This is a genomic window from Lentzea sp. NPDC055074 (genome assembly GCF_053608005.1).
The window spans coordinates 669,247-687,901 of the sequence record NZ_JBSGUQ010000001.1 but is presented as its reverse complement, the minus strand read 5'-3'; the positions used below and the strand labels follow the sequence as shown (position 1 = coordinate 687,901).

The following is an 18,655-nucleotide window of genomic DNA, read 5'->3' as shown; positions in this document are numbered from 1 at the left end:
GGATCGCGTCAAGGCGGGACCCGCGCGCGTCAGGGTCTCGCCCGGGATCTGGGCAACGGCACGCGCCGGGCGTGTGCTGGACGCATGACACTCGCGGAGTTGTTGCCCAGCATCGGATGCTCCACCGAACCGGTGCTGGAAGAGGGTCTCTGGCCGGACGGCACCCGCGTCGCCGGCCAGGACCTGCTCATCGGTGGACTCCCCGCCACGCAGCTGGCAGCGAACTTCGGCACCCCCTGCCAGGTCCTCGACGAACAGACGGTCCGCACCAGGGCGAAAGCCTTCCGCACCGCGCTCCCGGACGCCGAGGTCGTGTTCGCCGGGAAGTCGTTGCCCTGTCCCGAGGTCTACCGCTGGATGGCGCAGGAGGGCCTGTCCCTCGACGTCTCGTCCGCCGGGGAACTGGCACTGGCCAGGGCCGCGGGCTTCCCGGCGAGCCGGATCATCCTGCACGGCAACGTGAAGACGGCCGAGGACCTCAAGGCGGCGCTGGAGTACGGCGTCTCCCGGATCGTCGTCGACTCGTTCGACGAGATCGCCCAGCTCGGCGCTCTGGCCACGCACGGCCAGGAGGTCATGATCCGTGTGACGCCCGGCGTCGACGCCCACACCCACGCCAAGATCGCGACCGGAGTCGAGGACCAGAAGTTCGGTTTCTCCCTCGCGTCCGGCGCGGCACTGGAGGCGGTCCTGCGCGTGGCCGAGCAGCCGTCGCTGAGACTCGTTGGCCTGCACTGCCACATCGGCTCGCAGGTCAGGCACGTCGCGAGCTACGAGGAGGCCGTGCGGCGGATGGTCGGCCTGATCGCGTCCTGCGGCACCAGGATCGAACAGCTCGACCTCGGCGGCGGCTTCTGCGCCCCGTACCTGCGGGGCGACCACGACTTCGACCTCGCGGGCTTCGCCCACCGCGTCACCGCCACCCTGAACTACGAGTGCGCGCTGCACCGCGTCCCGCCACCTCGGGTGCTCGTCGAACCGGGCCGCGCGATCGTCGCGAACGCCGGCGTCACCCTCTACCGGGTGTGCGCGGTGAAGGAGTCCACTCGTACGTTCGTGGCGGTCGACGGCGGCATGAGCGACAACCCGCGCCCTGCCCTGTACGGCGCCCAGTACGCCGTCCGGCTGGTCGGCCGGGGCGGCAGGCCCAAGCCGGTGACGGTGGTCGGCCGGCACTGCGAGGCGGGCGACGTGCTGGCCGAGGACGTGCCGCTGCCGGGCGACGTGCACGCCGGTGACCTGCTGGCCGTCCCCGCGACGGGTGCCTACCACCACGCGCTGGCCTCGAACTACAACCAGGTCTGCCGGCCGCCGGTCGTCGCCGTGAAGGACGGGGTCGCGAGGCCGATCGTGCGCCGGGAGACCGAGGAGGACCTGTTGCGCCGCTATGTTTGATCATTCGGGTGCTGAGTCGAACGTCTGTTCCCTAGAGTGGCGCGATGCACTCGTACGCCTACGTGGCCGACTCGCGGCTGGACGAGACGCGGCGCGCCCTCGGACTGCAGACCTCCGGCGGCCGGGCGCCGAACCCGCGCTTCTTCACCGGGTTCCTCGGTGACTCGCAGCAGGCCGCCACGGCGTTGCTCGCCATCGCCAGGATCGCGGGCACCCGGTACTTCCAGCCCACCACGGAACGCCTGCGGGACCCGGTCGTCACCTGCAACGGCGACCGGCTGCGCTTCGAGTCGTTCTCCGGCTGCTGCGGCGTCTACGCGCGCCTGGACGTGCTCTCGCAGGCCCTCGACGGCGAGGTGCACGATCGCGGCACCACGAACGTCGACGTCAACGAACCGCTGCGGCGCGCGCTCGCCCGCGTCACCAAGGGCGACCCGCTGCACCTCACGGTCGGGCCCGACCAGGTCGAGTTCGGCACTCTCGACGGCGCGGTCGTCGAGAAGAAGGTCCCGCTGCCGCCGCGCTGGCTGCGCGGGTTCGCCGAGACCCAGGTCCTCACCTCGAAGTTCGACCTGAAGGCCGAGCTGTCGCCGATGGACGCGCAGCGGTTCCTCAAGACACTGCCCAAGGGACGCGCGGCCGTGTGGGCGGTACCGTCCGGGAAGTCGTTGCGGCTCAGCGGAACGGCCTCGGCCAACGCCGTGTGCCTGGCCGGCCCGAACCGCCTCGAGACGCTGATCCCGTTGCTGCGCTTCGCGAAGGCCGTCCGGCTCTACGGTCCGCCCGCCGACGGCAAGCCCGTCGCGAGCGGCTGGGAGGTCGACCTCGGTTCGCAACGCCTCACGCTCGTCCTGTCGCCCGAGGTGACCCGAGGCCTGTCCGGTGAGGGCGCCGTCCTCGACGGGCTCGCGGCGGGGGACGCCGACACGGACGCCGAGCTGATCGGCGCGCTGCTCGACTTCGAACCCCGCGTGGACGTCGCCGACCTGGCCGACCGCTCCGGGCTCACCACGGCCAGGGTGAAGGACGCGCTGGCGCAGCTCGGTACGGCCGGGCGCGTGGGCTACGACCTCGCCGAGGCGTCGTACTTCCACCGCGAACTGCCCTACGGCGGCATCGACGTCGAGGCCATGAACCCCAGGCTGCGCAACGCGAAGGCTCTCGTCGAGCAGAACGCCGTCAGCTGGGACGGAGACACGGCGGTCGTCGGCACCTACCGCGTCAACGGCGACGCCTGCACCTGCCAGTGGTGGGCCGAGTACCGCGGTGGCCGCGGCAAGTGCAAGCACGTGCTGGCCGCCGGCATGGTCAGGGGGAAGGCGTGACGTTCGACCGGATCCAGGCGCTGATCGAGGCCGATCAGAAGCTCGCGCTCGGCGAGGCGCTGAAGAACCTCACGCCGGACGAACGCAAGGACCACGCGAAGGACCTGGTGGCGTACGAGAAGGCGCACCGGGCGGGCGACAACCGTTGGCAGCACGCGGAAACGCTCGCCATCGCGGGAGCGGGCCTGTTGCCGAACGCCTCGGCGCTCGCACCGTGGCTCGTGCGCTACCGGATCTTCTTCCAGAGCAGGCGCCCCGACAACGGCATCACCGTGGTCATCGACGTGCTGCGGCACCGCGAGCTCCCGTGGACGCCGGATCTCGTCACGAGGATCGCCGCCAAGATGCCGGCGCGCGAGCGCTGGCGGCAGGACCTCCTCCACGTCGTCCTGGAGTTCTGCGGCGACGAGCCGCCGGACTCCGACGGTTTCCTGTTGCACCTCATGGACTTCGGCGGCCACGAGCGGTGGCGGCCCGCGTTCGACGCGCTGATCCCGCGGATGCTGGAGACCGTCGGCAGCGGTGTGGTCCTGGGCAGCGCGCGACGGAGGTGGCCGGAGTTCCTGTGCCGCCAGGCCGACCGGCAGGTGCTCCTCGACGGCTGCCTCGCCCGCCTGCAGCAGAGCGGGACCCCCGGCGAGATGGACGGGTTCCTCGCCCTGCACGAGGCCATCGGGGTCACCCTCGACGAGGTCGCGGCGCACGCGCGGGACTACGTCGCCATGCTCCCGGACGCGCGGTCGACGGTCGCGAGCCTCGCGCAGAACCGGTTGCAGTGGCTGGACGACGCGGGCAGGCTCGACTTCGGCCTGCTCACCGAGGCGAGCCGCTGGGTGTTCGGGCGCACCGAGAAGAAGCTCGTCCGCGCCCAGCTCACGTGGCTCGGCAAGCACGCCAAGGCGAACCCGGACGAGGCGCTGCTGACCGCCGCCGAGATGTTCGCCCACGAGTCGGACGACCTGCGCGGCCAGGCCGTGAAGCTGGTCGTGAAGCACCTCGGCAACGCGAGCGACGCGACCCAGGCCGAGATCCGCGCGCTGGCCGAGCAGCTCCCCGCGGACCTCGCGGAGCAGCTCGGCGGGTCCACCGCGCGCGAGGACGCCGTGGAGCTGCCGCCGTTCGAGCCCAGGCCGTTCCCCGCGCCGATCGCCACACCGGACGAGCTCACGCGGGAGGTGCTGGCCGTGTTCGGCCACCACTCCGGCGCGATCGATCCGTCCACGGTGGAACGAATCCTCGAAGCGCTGGTCCGGTTCGCCTGGCAGGACCGGGACGCGCTCGCGAAGGCGCTCGAACCGTTCTCCGACAAGACACCGTGGTTCGACAACGCGCGGTACAACCCGCGTGCCGAGTTCGTCAGGGCCGTCATCGCCGCCCGCGCGAAACCGCGTCCGCTCAAGCGGGAGCTCAGCTCCGAGGTGGACTTCGCACAGAACTGGGAGCCCGGCAAGGGCATCGGCGGACTCGCCGACCAGCTCGCCAAGCGGCTGCACGAGATCGGGCGGGGTCTCGTCCACCTGCCGAAGCCGGCCCTGGTCTCCACGCCCACCGAGACGTCTGGACTGCTCGACCCCGCCACGTTGCTCGAACGCCTGACCAGGGCCGAGTCCGAGGGCTGGGAGCCGTGGCAGCGCGACCTGCGCCAGGCCGCCGACCGCCTGCCGCGCGACACGGACGCCGCCCTGTTCGCGTCGCTGACGAGCAGGGCGGGCGCGAAGGTGCGCGACTGGCTCACGTCCAGGACCGACCCCGAGATCGTGATCACCGAACGCACCTACCGCTACCCCTACCGGTACGCGCACGAGCTCACCGACGTCGGGCTGTACGCGACCGTCACCCCAGGCCTGGAACAGCCGGAACACTCCCTGCGCGAGCACGACGACTGGGGTCCGCTGATCGAGTGGTGGCCGTCCTCGCTGCCCGTGCAGCGCGAGGTCGTCGCCGCCCACGTCGTGCCGCACCTGCGGGCGCGGACGCAGTCGAAGGGCAACGACGGCCCGATCCTGCCGATGCTCGCCGAGGCCCACGGCCCGGCGGGACCTGCCCTGCACCTGGCCCTCTGCTACGGACTGGGCGCCGAGCTGACCCTGAACCGCGCGCTCGCCGTCGACGCGATGCTGATCCTCACCGCCCGCGACCAGCTCGACGGCAGGACGCTCGGTGATCTCCTGGGACAGCTGCTGCAACGCGGTGACGTCGTGCTGAACCGGGTCGTGCCCGGCCTGCGCGACGCGGCCCGCTCCGGTGCGGACCGGCAGGTCTGGGACGCGCTCACCACCGCGCTCCCACGGCTCTGGGCCCACCACCGCGTCGCCGACGTGGTGGAACTGGCCGTCGAGCTGGCCCAGCGGGTGCGGCCGGGCGGCACCGTCGACGGACTCGCCGAGGTCGCCGCCCGCAAGGGGACGAGCAAGGCAGTGGTGCAGGCGAGGAGGCTCGTCGCGGCTCTGGGAGGGACGGCGTGAGCTTCGACCGGATCCAGGCGTTGATCGAGTCCGACCAGCACCTCGCGCTGGCGGAGGTGCTCAAGAGCCTCACCCCCGAGGAACGCGGGCACCGCGGGAAGGAGCTGGTCGCGTACGAGAAGGAGCGCCGCGCGTCCGGCCGGAACTGGGACCACCACCCGGCGATGCAGATCGCGGGGATCGGGTTGCTGCCGACCGCGTCCACGCTCACGCCGTGGCTGGTGCGCTACCGGATCTGGTGGCACCGCATGAGCCGGGAGAACGGCACCGCCGAAGCCCTGGACGTGTTGCGGCACCGCGATCCCGCGTGGCTGCCGGACCTGCTGGTGAGGCTCGCCGGCAGGATGCCGACCCGCGACCTCGACCGCAACGACCTGATGCGGATCGTGCTGGAGTTCTGCGGCGACACCCCGCCGGACACCGACGGGTTCCTGTTGCACCTCCTGGACTTCGGCGACCGGTCGCGGTGGCGTCCGGCGTTCGACGCGCTGATCCCGCGCGTGCTGGAGGTCGTCGGCGCCGGCGCGATCCTCGCGGACTCAGCCGAATGGAGAACGTTCCTGCGGGACCGGGCAGACCGGCGGGAGCTGCTCGACGGGTGCCTCGCACGGCTCCAGCAGGGTGGTGCGCCCAAGGAGATGGAGGGTTTCCTCGCGCTGCACACGCTCCTCGACGTGACGCTGGACGAGGCGGCCGACCACGCGCGCGACTACGTGGCGATGCTGTCCGGCTCGCGGTCGACGGTCGCCGGCGCCGCGCAGGACCAGCTGAAACGGGTCGACGAGGCGGGCAGGCTCGACTTCGACCTGGTCGCCGACGCGAGCCGCTGGGTCTTCGGCCGCACCGAGAAGAAGCTCGTCCGCGCCCAGCTGACGTGGCTCGGCAAGCACGCCAGGTCCGCTCCGGACGACGTGGTGCTGGCCGTCGCGGAGCTGTTCTCGCACGAGTCGGACGACCTGCGCGGCCAGGCGGTCACGCTGATCGCGCGGCACCAGGCGAAGATCGGCGACGCCACCCGCGCCGAGCTGCTGTCCCTCGCCGAACAGCTGCCACCCGACCTCGCCGCGCGGCTCGGCGCCGAGACGGTCGCGGAGGAAGTCCTCGCACTGGCGCCGTTCACGCCCCGCCCGTGGCCCGAGCCGATCGCCACCCTCGACGAGCTGACCGGCGAGGTGCGCGCCCTGTTCGGCCGCAACACCCCCGACATCGACCCCGTCGCGGTGGAACGGGTCCTCGAAGCCGTGGTCCGGTTCGCCTGGCAGGACGGGGAAGCGGTCGCGCGGGCGTTCGGCCCGGTCTACGACAAGTACCCGTGGATCAGGTACCGGTTCGACCTGGAGGCCTACCTCGAACGCCCGTCGCCCGAAGCCCGGACGATGCTCATGACGGTCATCGCCGCTGTGGCCGCGCCCGCGGAACCGTTCGGTCAGATGGAGGAGGCGGTGGGCGAGGGCACGCCTCTGCAACACCTCGCCAAGCGGTTGCGCGAGATCGCCAGGGGCCTCGTCAGGTCCCCGCGCCCGTCCCTCGTCTCCACACCGACCGAGACGTCCGGTCTGCTCGACCCCGCAACGCTCCTCGAACGGCTCGCGAAGGCGGAGGCGGACGAGTGGGAACCGTGGCCGCGCGACCTCCGGCAGGCGTACCACCGGCTGCCGCGCGACACCCGGCCCGAGGACTTCGCGTCACTGGGGAGCACCGCGGGCGCCCGGCTGCGCGAGTGGCTCACAGACACGTCCGATCCCGTCGTCGAACTGGTGGAACGCACCCGCAGCACGCCCTACGGCTACATCGCCCCGCCGCGTCTGGAGAAGCGTCTACTCGTGACGGCCGAGCCCGGTCTGTCCACACCGGAGCAGCATTGGTACGGCTACAGCGAATGGGAGGCCATGCTCCCGTGCTGGCCCGCCCTGATGCCCGTGCAGCGGGAGGAGATCGCCGCGCATCTGGTGCCCCATCTGGCGAACCGGTGCGAGTCCAAGGGCGAGGACGGCGCACTCCTACCTGCCCTCGCCGAGGCACACGGCCCGATCGGCGCCGCCACGCACCTCGCGCTGGCCTACGGACTCGGCGCCGAGGCGACGGTCGGCCGCGCCCACGCCGTGGACGCCCTGCTGATCCTCGCGTCACGCGGCCAGTTCGACGGCAGCGCGTTCGGCGAGGTCGTCGGCCGGCTGGTCGAGGGTGGCCACGTCGCGCTGAACCGCGTCGTCCCGTGCCTGCGCGACGCCGCCCGCTCCGGCGCCGCCCCGCAGGTCTGGGAGGTGCTCGTGGCCACGTTGCCGAAGGTGTGGTCGCACAACAGGGTCGCGGACCTGGTCGAGCTCGCGGTCGAACTGGCCCAGCGGCTCGAACCGGGCGGCACGGTCGAGGGTCTGGCGGAGGTGGCGGCCCGCAAGGGGTCCGGCAAGGCGGTCGTCCAGGCCCGCAGGCTGGCGAGCGCACTAGGCTGACTCGCATGGAACTGGGAGTCGTCGTCGCGGAACGGCGGATCGAGGGCAAGGCACCGGACGGAACACCCTTCGAGGTGGTGATCAGGTTCGGTGCCCCGCGCCCGGACCCGTTGAGCCACAGCGGGGACTGGGAGTGTCCACACCAGATCGGCGAGGACGCCGTGGACGCCTCTTACGGGGTGGACTCGCTGCAGGCGTTGCTGCTCGGCGTCTCCGCCGTGCGGATCAAGCTGGCCGAGTCGGGCGCCACCCTGGACTGGATGGGCATGCCCGACCTCGGCCTGACGGTCGCGCCCCCGTTCAGCTAGCGAAGACGGGGTAGTGGTCGGACAGGTCGTCGAAGGTGTACTTGCGCCCCCACGACCAGATCGACCACTCAGGACTCTTCACGCGGCGGGTCTCGTTGCGCAGCAGGGGCCCCTGGATCGTCAGCACGTAGTCGAGGTGCTCGGACGCGTACTCGGGCCCGTACTGGTCGCGGCAGACGCTGTTGTCCGCGCAGTCCCACGAGAACGGGTGCCCGACCACCTCAGGCGTCCGGGCACCGAGCTCCGCGACCATCTTCGGGAACTCGGCGCCGGCCTTGATCACGTTCATGTCGCCCGCCACGTACACGGGTTCGCTCGCGGGGATGGCCCGCGAGGCCAGGAACGCCTTGATCTCGGCCCGCTGCCTGGCCCGGTACCCACCCGGCGCGCTCGTGCACGTCGAGTCCTCGGCCTGCATGTGCGTGCCGATCACGTGCATCGGCCCCGTGGGCGCCTCGATCCGCACGTACGCGAAACCCTTGTTGGAGAACCAGTCCGCACCGCAGCCGTCCCGGTAGACGTGCTGGATCCGGGTGGTGATCGGCCACCGGCTCAGCACCGCGACACCCCCGTCCTCGGGTGTCGAGTCGCTGTACCTCCCGCTCGTGACGTCCCACCCGGCCTTGCTGCGGCCCAGCACCGGCGTCTGGTGCGGGTAGGTGTCGCGCAGGTTCGCGAGCAACCTGTCCGAGGCGGCGTTGTCGAACGCCTCCTGCAGCACCACGACGTCCTGCCCGTTCAGCACGCCGGTGCTGTCGACCAGGTCGGCGCGGGCGACCTGGCCCCAGTTCGGGTAGAGGTTCCGCGAGAGCATGAAGACGTTGTAGGTGGCGATCTTCGGGGCGGCGGGGGCCGCGACCGCCGGGGTGGCGGCCGAGAGTGTCAGCGCTACGGCGGCGGCGAGCGTGATCAGGCGCATGACGTCCGATGCTGACGGACGTGAATGTCTTTCACAACCGCATAGCGGTACCCGATGGTGTCGTATCGATTAAGACTCAGCGCAGCCGATGGAGGTGCGTCCTCGCTGGCTAGATGCTCAAGCGGAAGTCCTCGATCTTCTGTCGAATCACTGCCCATGGCTCTGCGTCGGCGTCTCGGGCGGTCAGCATCTGGTTGAGGTCGTTGTCGTCGATGACGATGATGAGTTTGGAGTGGAGCACCCACTGTTCCCTCATCGTCCACGTCGCCCCGGTGTCAGCGCCAAGTCGCGTGATGATCATTCCGAAGAGTCCCGTGCCGCGCAGTGAAAGGTAGTTTGCAAGCTGGAGGACCTCTTGCTTCTTCACGTCGCGCCTGTAGTTCTTTGCGTCCATCACGACGAAGTCTGCGTGGTAGTGCGTGCGCATGAAGTGCCAGTATCCGCTGTCAGCATAGTTCGCCATGATGGCGTCGCGTCTATTTACCCCAGGTCCATCGGAGAGTTCCGGTCGGGGTACGCCGAGGGGTGGGCTGAACAGATATTCGCAGGCCTCTGTGCACAACTTCTGATATGCCACCCAGGCGTCACGTCCTGGTTTGATTTCCCGCAAGCGGCTCCGCAGGAGATGGCCTGCAGGTACATCCCTGACTGGAGGGCGTGTTACCTGAATCCCTTCCGGCGTAGGGATGTTCGCGCGTTCGGCTGCCTCGAAGAGATCGGGTCCGCTGATTACTTCGATTCCTCTGGAGCTGAGGAAATCGATTCCGCTTTGTCGAATCACCCCCGGCACAACCAGGATGCGATTTGCTACTAGCTGTGGTCCGATTTTGTCAGATGCTTTTTTGAACTGTTCGGATATTACTTCGATTCTGCCTTGAGTGCTCGGAGTGTCGGATTTGATTTCGACGAGCACCAGATTTCCCGCGTGGTCCTCGGCGACATAGTCTATTCCAAATCGGTCGCCTCTGTCCATCGATGCGCGGGGAATATTGAGCGCTGCTCCGAGTACATCACCCGCAAAGCGCTCGAACTCGTATGAAGACCAAGTGTTGGCATCTCGATCGGACCTGTTGTGCATCTTGCTCCAACCGCAACGCGGGGCTATCTCTCACATCGGTCTTCGAGATGCGGTGCTCAGTCGTTACTGGAGGTTGGGGAGTCGTCTGTGGTCTGGCTCAGCGCAGCCGATCGAGGTCCGCCCCCGACTTGTCGACCAACGCCCGCATCGCCTCGTAGGCGGCCTCGGGATCACGAGCGGAGATCGCGTCCAGCACCGCGCGGTGCGACGGCACCGGGTCGTCGTCGACGGTCCCGTGCACCAGCTTGTCCCGCTCGGCCAGTCCGATGGCGATGATCCGCTCGACCTGAGTCAGGAACGTGTTGTGCGTGGCCGCCATCAACAACCGGTGGAACTCCAGATCGGCCCGGACGGTGGCGGCGAGATCCCGAGCGGCGGCCATGCGGTCGAGAGCACCACCGATCGCCTCGATGTCCGCGTCCGAAGCGCGCTCGGCGGCCAGCCGGGCGGCCGCGGGCTCGACGATCACCCGCATCTCCGTGAGCTCGTCGAACAGCCCGTGGTCCGAGCCCGCCTGCGTCTGCCAGCGCATCACGTCGGTGTCGAGCAGGTTCCACGACGAGCGCGGCTGCACGAACGTGCCGCGCTTCTGGCGCGCATCGATCATGCCCTTGGCGGACAACACTTTCAGGGCCTCGCGCAGCGCGGTCAGGGACACGTCCAGTTCTTCCCGCAGCGCCGGGAGGTCGAGGGTGTCGCCCTCGCCGATCTCACCGGCGAGGATCCGGCCCGCCAGCGCCTCGACGGTCTGGCCGTGCACGCCACGAAGCCGCTTCTCGCTCATGAGGTCAGAGCATACGGCACATCATAAATTATGAATTATTCTTGACTTGATCATGGTCAGCGCGCACTCTTCTCAGCCATGGACAGGCGTCACTTCCTCCGCGTCACCGCTGCCGCGGGTGCCGGGTTGCTGGTCAGCGGCACGGCTTCCTGCGCCACCTCGGGGTCCTCCGGCCCGGTCACCCAGGCCGCGGGCACGGCCACGATCCAGTCGAACCTCTCGGCGCCCGCCGCCAAAGCGGCGATCGACGCACTGGTGAAGGCGTTCAACGACAGGAAGGGCGCACAGGCCTCGGTCAACACCGTGGCCTCCGAGACCTTCCGCACCCAGCTGCCGAGCTACCTGACCTCGGCCACCCCGCCCGACCTCTTCACCTGGTACCCCGGCGCGCTGCTCAAGGGGTACGAGGAGAAGGGGCTGCTGCTCGACATCAGCGACGTCTGGCAGTCCATGGGCGACTACCCCCAGTCGTTCAAGACGTTGAGCGGCAAGGTGTTCGTGCCGACGACGTACTACTGGTGGGGCTTCTTCTACCGCAAGTCCCACTTCACCAGGTGGGGCGTGACCCCGCCGAAGACCTGGACCGAGTTCGTCGACCTGTGCAGGACGTTGCAGGGCAAGGGTGTCATCCCGCTCGGCATGGGCGCGGGGTCGGACTCGCCGTGGACCGCGTCGAGCTGGTTCGACCACTTCAACATCCGGATCAACGGCGCGTCGTTCCACCGCGAGCTGCTCGCCGGCAAGCAGAGGTTCGACGACCCCAAGGTGAAGGCGATCTTCACGCCGTGGCGCGAGGTGCTGCCCCACACCGACCCGAACGGCACCGCGATCGGCTTCCAGGAGGCCACGACCGCGATGCTCCAGGGCCGCACGGGCATGCTGCTCACCGGCGCGTTCTTCGCCGACGCGGCACCGAAGGACGCGATCGACGACATCGACTTCTTCCGGTTCCCGATCATCGACCCGAAGGTGCCGCTGGCGGAGGAGGGCCCGACCGACGGCTTCTTCGCGAGCGCCAGGTCCCCGCACGTCAAGGAGCTGAAGGAGTTCCTGACCTACGCGGCGACGGCGGAGGGGCAGGAGGTCTACGTCAAGGCCTCGTCCGGCACGGTCCTGCCGACGCACCCGAACGCGAAGGACTCCGGCACGCCGCTCGTCACCAAGGGCCGCCGGCACCTCGAGGAGGCCGCGGAGATCACCCAGTTCTTCAACCGCGACTCCAGCGACGCGCTGCAGCCCACCGCGGACGCCGCGCTGGTCCAGTTCCTCCAGCAGCCCGACCGGCTGGACACGATCCTGACCACGTGGCAGAAGGCCGCCGAGCAGGTGTGGTCGAGCTGACATGACCAGGAGCTCCACCAGGATCCCTCCGATCCTGCTGCTGTTCGTGCTCGTCCCGCTGGTGGTGGAGGGGTTCTGGGTCTTCTGGCCCGCGCTGCAGGGGTTCTGGCTCGCGCTGACGAACTGGGACGGTGTCTCGCCGCCCCGGTTCGTCGGGCTCGACAACTACGCGCGGATGATCGACGACCCGGTCTTCCACACCGCCGCCACCAACACCGCGATCTGGCTCGTGCTCTTCGGCGGCCTGTCCGCGGTGGGCGGCCTCGGCATGGCCGTGCTGCTGCAGAAGGAGCGCCGCGGGGTCGGGATCTACCGCGCCGCGCTGTTCGTGCCGGTGGTGTTCTCGCTCGTCGCCACCTCGCTGATCTGGCAGGTGCTCTACCAGCCGGGCGGCATCTTCGACTCGAGCCCGCTCGCCGACCCCGGCACCGCGATCTACGCGGTGCTGGTCCCGGCGCTCTGGCGGCAGGTCGGGTACGTGATGGTGCTGTACCTGGCGGGCCTCAAGGGCATCGACCCCGGGCTGTACGAAGCGGCCACTCTGGACGGTGCCACCGGCTGGCAGAAGTTCCGGCACATCACCTGGCCCCAGCTCGGCTCGGTCAACTCGGTGGTGCTGTCGGTGATCGTGATCGACTCGCTGCGGTCGTTCGACGTGGTGTGGTCGATGACGCGCGGCGGGCCCTACCACTCGTCCGAGCTGCTCAGCACGTACATGTACTCGACCGCGTTCCAGTCGCTCAAGCTCGGCTACGCATCGGCACTCGCCGTCGTCATCTTCGTGCTGGCCTTCGGCGTGATCGTGACCTACCTCGTCCGCGCGTTCCGGGAGAACTGAGATGTCGGGTAGCACTTCTTCTGGCCGCGTCTTCCACGCCGTGGCGGGCACGATCTCCGTGCTCTGGCTGCTGCCGATCGCGGCGGTCCTCGTCACCGCCGTCCGGAGCTTCGACGACATCGCCGCCAACGGCCTCGCGTCGTTCCCGCGGTCGTTCACGTTCGCGGGGTTCGCCGACGCGTGGACGAACGGCGGCGCGGGCGCGATGTGGAACAGCGTCGTCGTGACCGTCCCGACGGTGTTCCTCTCGCTCGCACTGGCCTCGGCGGCCGCGTACGCGTTGAGCCGCTTCCAGATCCCCGGCCGGCGCTCGATCATCCTGCTGATGCTCGCGGGCAACCTGCTGCCCCCGCAGATCCTGCTCGTGCCGGTGTCGAAGCTGACCGAGGTCCTCGGCATCTACGACACGCTGTTCGCGCTGATCGTGGTGCAGGTCGGCTTCGGGCTCGGCTTCTACACGTTCGTGCTGCAGGGCTTCATGCGCGCGATGCCGAACGAGGTGCAGGAGGCCGCGACCATCGACGGAGCCGGTCCCGTGCAGATCTTCTGGCGGATCGTGCTGCCGACGACCAGGCCCGCGCTCGCCGCACTGGCCGCCCTGGCGTTCACCTGGATCTTCAACGACCTGCTGTGGGCGATCACCGTGCTGCGGTCCTCCGCCGTGATGCCGGTGACCCCGGCGCTGCTCGCGTTGCAGGGCCAGTACGTCTCGAACTGGAACGTGATCGCGGCCGGCTCGGTGATCGCGGCGATCCCGACCGTGGCGGTGTTCCTGCGGTTCCAGCGGCACTTCATCTCCGGACTCGCGGTGGGAGCGGTCAAATGAACCGGTGGACCCTTCGGATGGCCACCACCTCCTACACGGTGGCCGTCGAACCCGGCGGCCGCTGGGCCGAAATCGTGGCCTGGGGCCCGCACGGAGTCGAGCAGGGACCGTCCGCCTACCAGAACCTCGGCGACGTCCACTTCATCACCGAGGCCGACGCGGCGCCGATCGAGTACGTGCCGCGCGGCGAGCGCCCGTTCACCGGTGCCGACCTCGAAGTGGACGGCGACTCGTGGTTCACGTTCGAGGGCGCGTCCGAAGAGGACGGCGTGCTGAGGCTGGCGTTCGCCGACGAGGTCGCCGGCCTGCGCACCGTGCTCTGCTACCGCCCCGAACCCGGTGTCGACGTCCTCGCACGCTGGGTCGAGGTGACCAACCTGCGCGACGAACCGGTGCGTCTCAGCAGGATCGGGTCGGCGGGCGTCTGCCTGCCCGTCCGGGAGCCCCGGCTCTCGTTCCTGCACGGCGAGTGGGCCCGCGAGTTCCAGCTGGACCACGTGACCCTGCCCGCGGGCGGGTTCCGCATCGGCAGCTCCTACGGCGTTCCCGGGCACAACTACGCGCCCTGGCTGTCCGTGGACGACACGTGGGGCGTGTCGCTGGCGTGGTCCGGTTCCTGGGAGATCACGGCCGAGGTCGAGCCGTCCGGGCTCACGCGCGTGCGTGCCGGGATGCTCGGCCCGGTCGTGGTCGAACCGGGGGAGACCTTCGTGACGCCCGAGCTGGCGCTGGCGTACTCGACGGACGACCTGCCGGGCGTGTGGCACGCCTACGACCGGTCGCGGTCACGACCCGCCCGCAAGCCCGTGCTCTACAACTCCTGGGAGGCCACGGGTTTCGAGGTCGACCTGCCGAAGCAGCTCGACCTGGCCCGCGTCGCGGCCGACCTCGGCGTGGAGCTGTTCGTCGTGGACGACGGCTGGTTCCAGGGACGCCACGACGACACCGGCGGCCTCGGCGACTGGTACCCGGAGTCGCCGGACTTCGCCGCGTTCGTCGAGGACGTCCGGGCGACGGGCATGGAGTTCGGCCTGTGGGTCGAGCCGGAGTCCGTCAGCCCGAGGTCCCGGCTCTACGCCGAGCACCCGGACTGGATCTACCGTCTGCCCGGCCGCGAACCCACGCTCATCCGCAACCAGATGCTGCTCGACCTAGGCCTGCCCGAGGTGTACGAGTTCGTCGTCTCCACTTTGGACAGACTGCTGACCGGCCATCGGATCAGCTATCTGAAGTGGGACATGAACCGCCCCGCCACCGAACGCGCGGGCGAGCTCGACGACGCGCACGTCCGCAACTACTGGCGAGTGCTCGGCCACCTGCGATCCCGGCACCCCCACGTGCTGGTCGAGGGGTGCGCGGGCGGCGGCGGCCGGACCGACCTCGCGACCACCGGCATGGTCGACGTGGTGTGGCCCAGCGACAACACCGCCCCGCTCGACCGCCTGAAGATCCAGCACGGCTTCCTGCACATGCACGCCCCGCACCTGATGTCGTCGTGGGTCACCGACGCGCCCGGCTTCTTCGACGCGCGCCCGCGTTCGCTGAAGTTCCGGTTCGTGCTCGCCATGGCCGGTGTGCTCGGCATCGGCGCGGACGTGCGGCACTGGTCCGCCGGGGAACGCGCCGAGGCGGCCGGGCTGGTCGCCCGCTACAAGGAGATCCGCGACGTCGTGCACGGCGGCGAGACGCACCTGCTGGCCGAGGACGCCATCCAGTACAACGGTGCGGACCGGGTCGTCGTGCTGGCCTGGAACACGGGCCCGCTCACGGGCGTGCCGCTGGTGCCCGGCCAGTGGTCGAGGGTGAAGCTGAAGGGACTGACCGCGGCGTCCTACGTGGACGAGAACGGTCAGGTGTGCTCGGCGGCGCACCTGACCCACGTCGGGCTGCCGTTCGCCTGGTCGCGGGCGAACGACGCCGACGTGGTGGTGCTCAGGGCCTCAGCAACGCCCTGATCTCCTCGATGGGCGTGAGGGCGAGGGCGGACCCGACCCCGCACGCCACCGCGCCGGCCTCCAGCCAGGCGGGAACATCGGCGGGTGCGATGCCACCGGTCGGCACCAGGGGCGCGTAGGGCATCACAGCGAGCACGTCGCGCACCCACCGGGGAGTCGGCGCGGGGAACACCTTCACCGCGTCCGCACCGGCCTCCAGCGCCTGCACGACCTCCGACACCGACCCGGCGCCGGGCAGCACCGCCGCCCCGTACCGGTGCCCGGCCTGGATCACCGAGACGTTCAGGTTGGGCGCCACCAGGAACTGCGCCCCGGCCCGTGTGGACGCCACGGCGGACGCCTCGTCCAGCACGGAACCGGCGCCGATCACGGCGTCGGGGTAGTCCGCGCGGAGCCGCCGGATCGCGTCCAGCGCACCGGGGTTCGTCAACGGCAGCTCGAGGGACGTGATGCCCGCGTCCAGCAACGGAACGGCGGCCTGAACTGCGGAGGAGGCGTCGGCGGTGCGAACGATCGCGATGATGCCCTGCCGCACGACCGCCTGGGTGATCTCGTAGCGGTAGCTCACGCCCGCCAGCCTACTACACATAAATTAGGAATTATTCTTGACATCTGTGAGTCGGGCGGGAGAGGCTCACGACCATGTCGGTTCGCAGAGTCGCGTTGGCCATCGCCTTGATGTCCTTGGTGGCGACACCCGCTCACGCAGGTGACGACCAGGGAGCGCCCACCTACTACGACAGTGGTGTCGCCGACTGGAAGCTCGACGCCGTCGAGGTCGACTTCCTCTGCGGCATCTTCGCGAACCTCGAGCCCGCACAGGCGTTCACGGACTTCGGCAGCGCCCGGCTCGGTGACGAGGCGCTGGTGTTCAGCCGCGGTACGGGCGGCGAGCTCGAGATGCTGAAGAACGGCACGTGGTCGAGCCTCGGCAAGGCGATCCAGGGCCGGCCCGCCGTCCGCACCGTCGGTTCCTGGGGCGGCTGGTTCCACCGCTCCGAGTTCCCGGGCAACTCGCTCGTGGGCGCCGTCGGTGCTACTGCTGGTGCGGACGGCTCCGCGTGGACCGTGGTGCGCGGGCCGGACGACAAGGTCTACCGGCAGAAGCTCTAGGAGAACGTGCATGAAGCGCGCGGTGGTGTCGGGTGCGGCGGCGGGAATCGGTGCCGCGACGGCGAAACACCTGACGGACAACGGGTACCGGGTCGTCGGGATCGACCTGCGCGGTGATGTGGCCGTGCAGGGGGACGTCAGCGACCCGGCGACCTGGCAGCGGGCGGTCGACCTGTGCGACGGCGCCGTGGACGCGTTGGTGAGCAACGCCTACACGGTCGACGTCAAGCCGCTCGACGCCACGAGCCCCGCCGAGTGGGAACGCCAGCTCGCGGTCAACCTCGGCGGCGCGTTCCACGGCGTGCAGGCCTGTCTGCCGTCGCTGCGGGAACGCAACGGCGCGGTCGTGCTCGTCTCGTCGGTGCACGCGCACTTCGGCATCCCCGGCCACGGCGCGTACGCGGCCTCGAAGGGCGGGCTGGTCGCACTGACCCGCCAGCTCGCCGTCGAGTACGCGCCCCACGTCCGTTTCAACGCGGTGCTGCCCGGTCCCGTGCTGACGGCGGCGTGGGACCGGGTCTCCGGCGAGGACCGGGAACGCAGTGCCCGAGCCACTCCGGCCGGACGCCTCGGCGACCCGGCCGAGGTGGCCTCGGTGATCGGTTTCCTCCTATCTTCGGCTGCGTCGTTCGTGACGGGCGCGGAGCTTCTGGTCGACGGCGGCTGGTCCGCGGCGAAGGACTCCTCATGAAGGTGACGGCGGTCGAGACGTTCCTGGTCGAGCCCCGCTGGCTGTTCCTCAAGGTGAGCACCGACGAGGGGGTGACCGGCTGGGGCGAACCGGTCGTGGAGGGCAGGGCGGAGACGGTCCGCGCCGCCGTCCACGAACTGTCCGAGCTGGTCGTCGGCCAGGACCCGCTGCGCGTCGAGGACCTGTGGCAGGTCCTGCGGCGCGGCGGTTTCTACCGCGGCGGCCCCGTCCTGTCGTCGGCGCTCTCGGGCTACGACCACGCTTTCTGGGACATAGCAGGCAAAGCACGCGGCCTGCCGGTGCACGAACTGCTCGGCGGTCCGGTCCGCGACCGGGTGCGCGCGTACTCGTGGGTGGGCGGCGACCGTCCCGACGGCGTGTACGACGCGGTGGCACGGCAGGTCGCGGCGGGCTTCAGCGCCGTGAAGATGAACGCCACCGCGGAGATGCGCCCGATCGCCGCGCCCGCCGAGGCCGAGGCGGTGCTGGCCAGGGCCCGCGAGGCCCGGGAAGCCCTGGGCCCGCAAGGAGATCTCGCGATCGACTTCCACGGCCGCGTCTCGCCCGCGATGGCCCGCCGGCTCGTGCGGATGCTCGAGGAGGTGCAGCCGATGTTCGTCGAGGAACCGGTGCTGCCCGAGCTTCCCGCCGAGGTGCTCGCGTCGGTCGTGCAGTGCTCGACGGTGCCGATCGCGACGGGGGAGAGGCTGTTCTCGCGCTGGGAGTTCAAACCGGTGCTGGAGGCCGGGGTCGCGGTCGTGCAGCCCGACCCGTCGCACGCGGGCGGCATCTCGGAGCTGCGGAGGATCGGCTCGCTCGCCGAGGTGTACGGGGCGTCGATCGCGCCGCACTGTCCACTCGGGCCGATCTCGCTGGCGGCGTCGTTGCAGGTCGCGTTCACCACACCGAACTTCCTGATCCAGGAGCAGAGCGCGGGCATGCACTACAACGGCTCCGACCCGTCGTACCTGGTGGACATGGCGCCGGTGCGGGTCGTGGACGGCTGGATCGCGCGGCCGACCGGACCGGGGCTCGGCGTCGAGGTCGACGAGGCGGCGGTGCGGCGGGCGGCGGAGGTCGGGCACGCGTGGCGGTCGCCGGTCTGGCGGCACGACGACGGGTCCTTCGCGGAGTGGTGACAGCGCCTGCCAGCCGCTGCCAGCG

General features: G+C 70.1%; 16 protein-coding genes. 12 read left to right on the top strand and 4 right to left on the bottom strand.

Annotated features, from left to right (window positions below):
- Positions 1–84 precede the first annotated feature (84 nt).
- From lysA to ACWF7A_RS03185, 5 genes are read left to right on the top strand one after another with little or no spacing between them, the layout of a single operon-like run.
- A complete protein-coding gene (gene lysA / locus ACWF7A_RS03205) occupies positions 85–1,395 on the top strand; it encodes a diaminopimelate decarboxylase (protein WP_452248749.1) in 1,311 nt (436 codons plus the stop codon).
- A 44-nt stretch (positions 1,396–1,439) separates the two neighbouring features.
- The gene (locus ACWF7A_RS03200) at positions 1,440–2,720 is read left to right on the top strand and encodes an SWIM zinc finger family protein (RefSeq protein WP_452248748.1); all 1,281 of its coding nucleotides are present in this window, start codon (positions 1,440–1,442) and stop codon (positions 2,718–2,720) included.
- Positions 2,717–5,185, top strand: a complete 2,469-nt coding sequence (locus ACWF7A_RS03195) for a hypothetical protein (RefSeq protein WP_452248747.1) — start codon at positions 2,717–2,719, stop codon at positions 5,183–5,185. Before ACWF7A_RS03200 ends, ACWF7A_RS03195 begins: the two co-directional genes overlap by 4 nt.
- Positions 5,182–7,638: a DUF7825 domain-containing protein gene (locus ACWF7A_RS03190; RefSeq protein WP_452248746.1), complete on the top strand. Its 2,457-nt coding sequence runs from the start codon at positions 5,182–5,184 to the stop codon at positions 7,636–7,638. The genes ACWF7A_RS03195 and ACWF7A_RS03190 overlap by 4 nt, the downstream gene beginning before the upstream one ends.
- Before the next feature lie 5 nt (positions 7,639–7,643).
- The gene (locus ACWF7A_RS03185; RefSeq protein ID WP_452248745.1) at positions 7,644–7,946 is read left to right on the top strand and encodes a DUF6968 family protein; all 303 of its coding nucleotides are present in this window, start codon (positions 7,644–7,646) and stop codon (positions 7,944–7,946) included.
- On the opposite strand, the gene sph is transcribed toward ACWF7A_RS03185, so the two are convergent.
- The 3 genes from sph to ACWF7A_RS03170 form a co-directional block, all read right to left on the bottom strand.
- Positions 7,939–8,865 carry a sphingomyelin phosphodiesterase gene (sph, locus tag ACWF7A_RS03180; protein WP_452248744.1) on the bottom strand — a complete coding sequence of 309 codons (927 nt, stop codon included), beginning with the start codon at positions 8,863–8,865 and terminating at the stop codon, positions 7,939–7,941. The genes ACWF7A_RS03185 and sph overlap by 8 nt on opposite strands.
- Positions 8,866–8,974: 109 nt before the next feature.
- A complete protein-coding gene (locus ACWF7A_RS03175; protein WP_452248743.1) occupies positions 8,975–9,943 on the bottom strand; it encodes a hypothetical protein in 969 nt (322 codons plus the stop codon).
- A gap of 97 nt (positions 9,944–10,040) precedes the next feature.
- The gene (locus tag ACWF7A_RS03170) at positions 10,041–10,727 is read right to left on the bottom strand and encodes a FadR/GntR family transcriptional regulator (RefSeq protein ID WP_452248742.1); all 687 of its coding nucleotides are present in this window, start codon (positions 10,725–10,727) and stop codon (positions 10,041–10,043) included.
- Positions 10,728–10,805: 78 nt separating this feature from the next.
- Here ACWF7A_RS03170 and ACWF7A_RS03165 point away from each other — a divergent pair, with 78 nt between their 5' ends.
- From ACWF7A_RS03165 to ACWF7A_RS03150, 4 genes are read left to right on the top strand one after another with little or no spacing between them, the layout of a single operon-like run.
- On the top strand, positions 10,806–12,068 hold the full coding sequence (locus tag ACWF7A_RS03165; RefSeq protein ID WP_452248741.1) for an ABC transporter substrate-binding protein: 1,263 nt from the start codon (positions 10,806–10,808) through the stop codon (positions 12,066–12,068).
- A gap of 1 nt (position 12,069) precedes the next feature.
- Complete coding sequence (locus ACWF7A_RS03160) at positions 12,070–12,906, top strand: carbohydrate ABC transporter permease (RefSeq protein ID WP_452248740.1); 837 nt, start codon at positions 12,070–12,072, stop codon at positions 12,904–12,906.
- A 1-nt stretch (position 12,907) separates the two neighbouring features.
- Positions 12,908–13,732, top strand: coding sequence for a carbohydrate ABC transporter permease (locus tag ACWF7A_RS03155; protein WP_452248739.1), 825 nt, complete (start codon positions 12,908–12,910; stop codon positions 13,730–13,732).
- A 17-nt stretch (positions 13,733–13,749) separates the two neighbouring features.
- Complete coding sequence (locus ACWF7A_RS03150) at positions 13,750–15,687, top strand: alpha-galactosidase (protein WP_452248738.1); 1,938 nt, start codon at positions 13,750–13,752, stop codon at positions 15,685–15,687.
- Here ACWF7A_RS03150 and ACWF7A_RS03145 read toward each other — a convergent pair.
- Positions 15,665–16,255 (bottom strand): bifunctional 4-hydroxy-2-oxoglutarate aldolase/2-dehydro-3-deoxy-phosphogluconate aldolase, encoded by a 591-nt coding sequence (locus ACWF7A_RS03145; protein ID WP_452248737.1) that lies wholly within the window; start codon positions 16,253–16,255, stop codon positions 15,665–15,667. The two genes, ACWF7A_RS03150 and ACWF7A_RS03145, sit on opposite strands and share 23 nt — an antisense overlap.
- Positions 16,256–16,329: 74 nt before the next feature.
- Between ACWF7A_RS03145 and ACWF7A_RS03140 the strand changes: the two genes are divergently transcribed.
- Genes ACWF7A_RS03140 through dgoD form a run of 3 tightly spaced genes read left to right on the top strand, consistent with a single transcriptional unit; the run spans position 16,330 to position 18,630 of the window.
- The gene (locus tag ACWF7A_RS03140; RefSeq protein WP_452248736.1) at positions 16,330–16,800 is read left to right on the top strand and encodes a hypothetical protein; all 471 of its coding nucleotides are present in this window, start codon (positions 16,330–16,332) and stop codon (positions 16,798–16,800) included.
- A 10-nt stretch (positions 16,801–16,810) separates the two neighbouring features.
- Positions 16,811–17,491 carry an SDR family NAD(P)-dependent oxidoreductase gene (locus ACWF7A_RS03135; protein ID WP_452248735.1) on the top strand — a complete coding sequence of 227 codons (681 nt, stop codon included), beginning with the start codon at positions 16,811–16,813 and terminating at the stop codon, positions 17,489–17,491.
- Positions 17,488–18,630: a galactonate dehydratase gene (gene dgoD / locus ACWF7A_RS03130; protein ID WP_452248734.1), complete on the top strand. Its 1,143-nt coding sequence runs from the start codon at positions 17,488–17,490 to the stop codon at positions 18,628–18,630. The genes ACWF7A_RS03135 and dgoD overlap by 4 nt, the downstream gene beginning before the upstream one ends.
- The last annotated feature ends 25 nt before the right edge of the window (positions 18,631–18,655 follow it).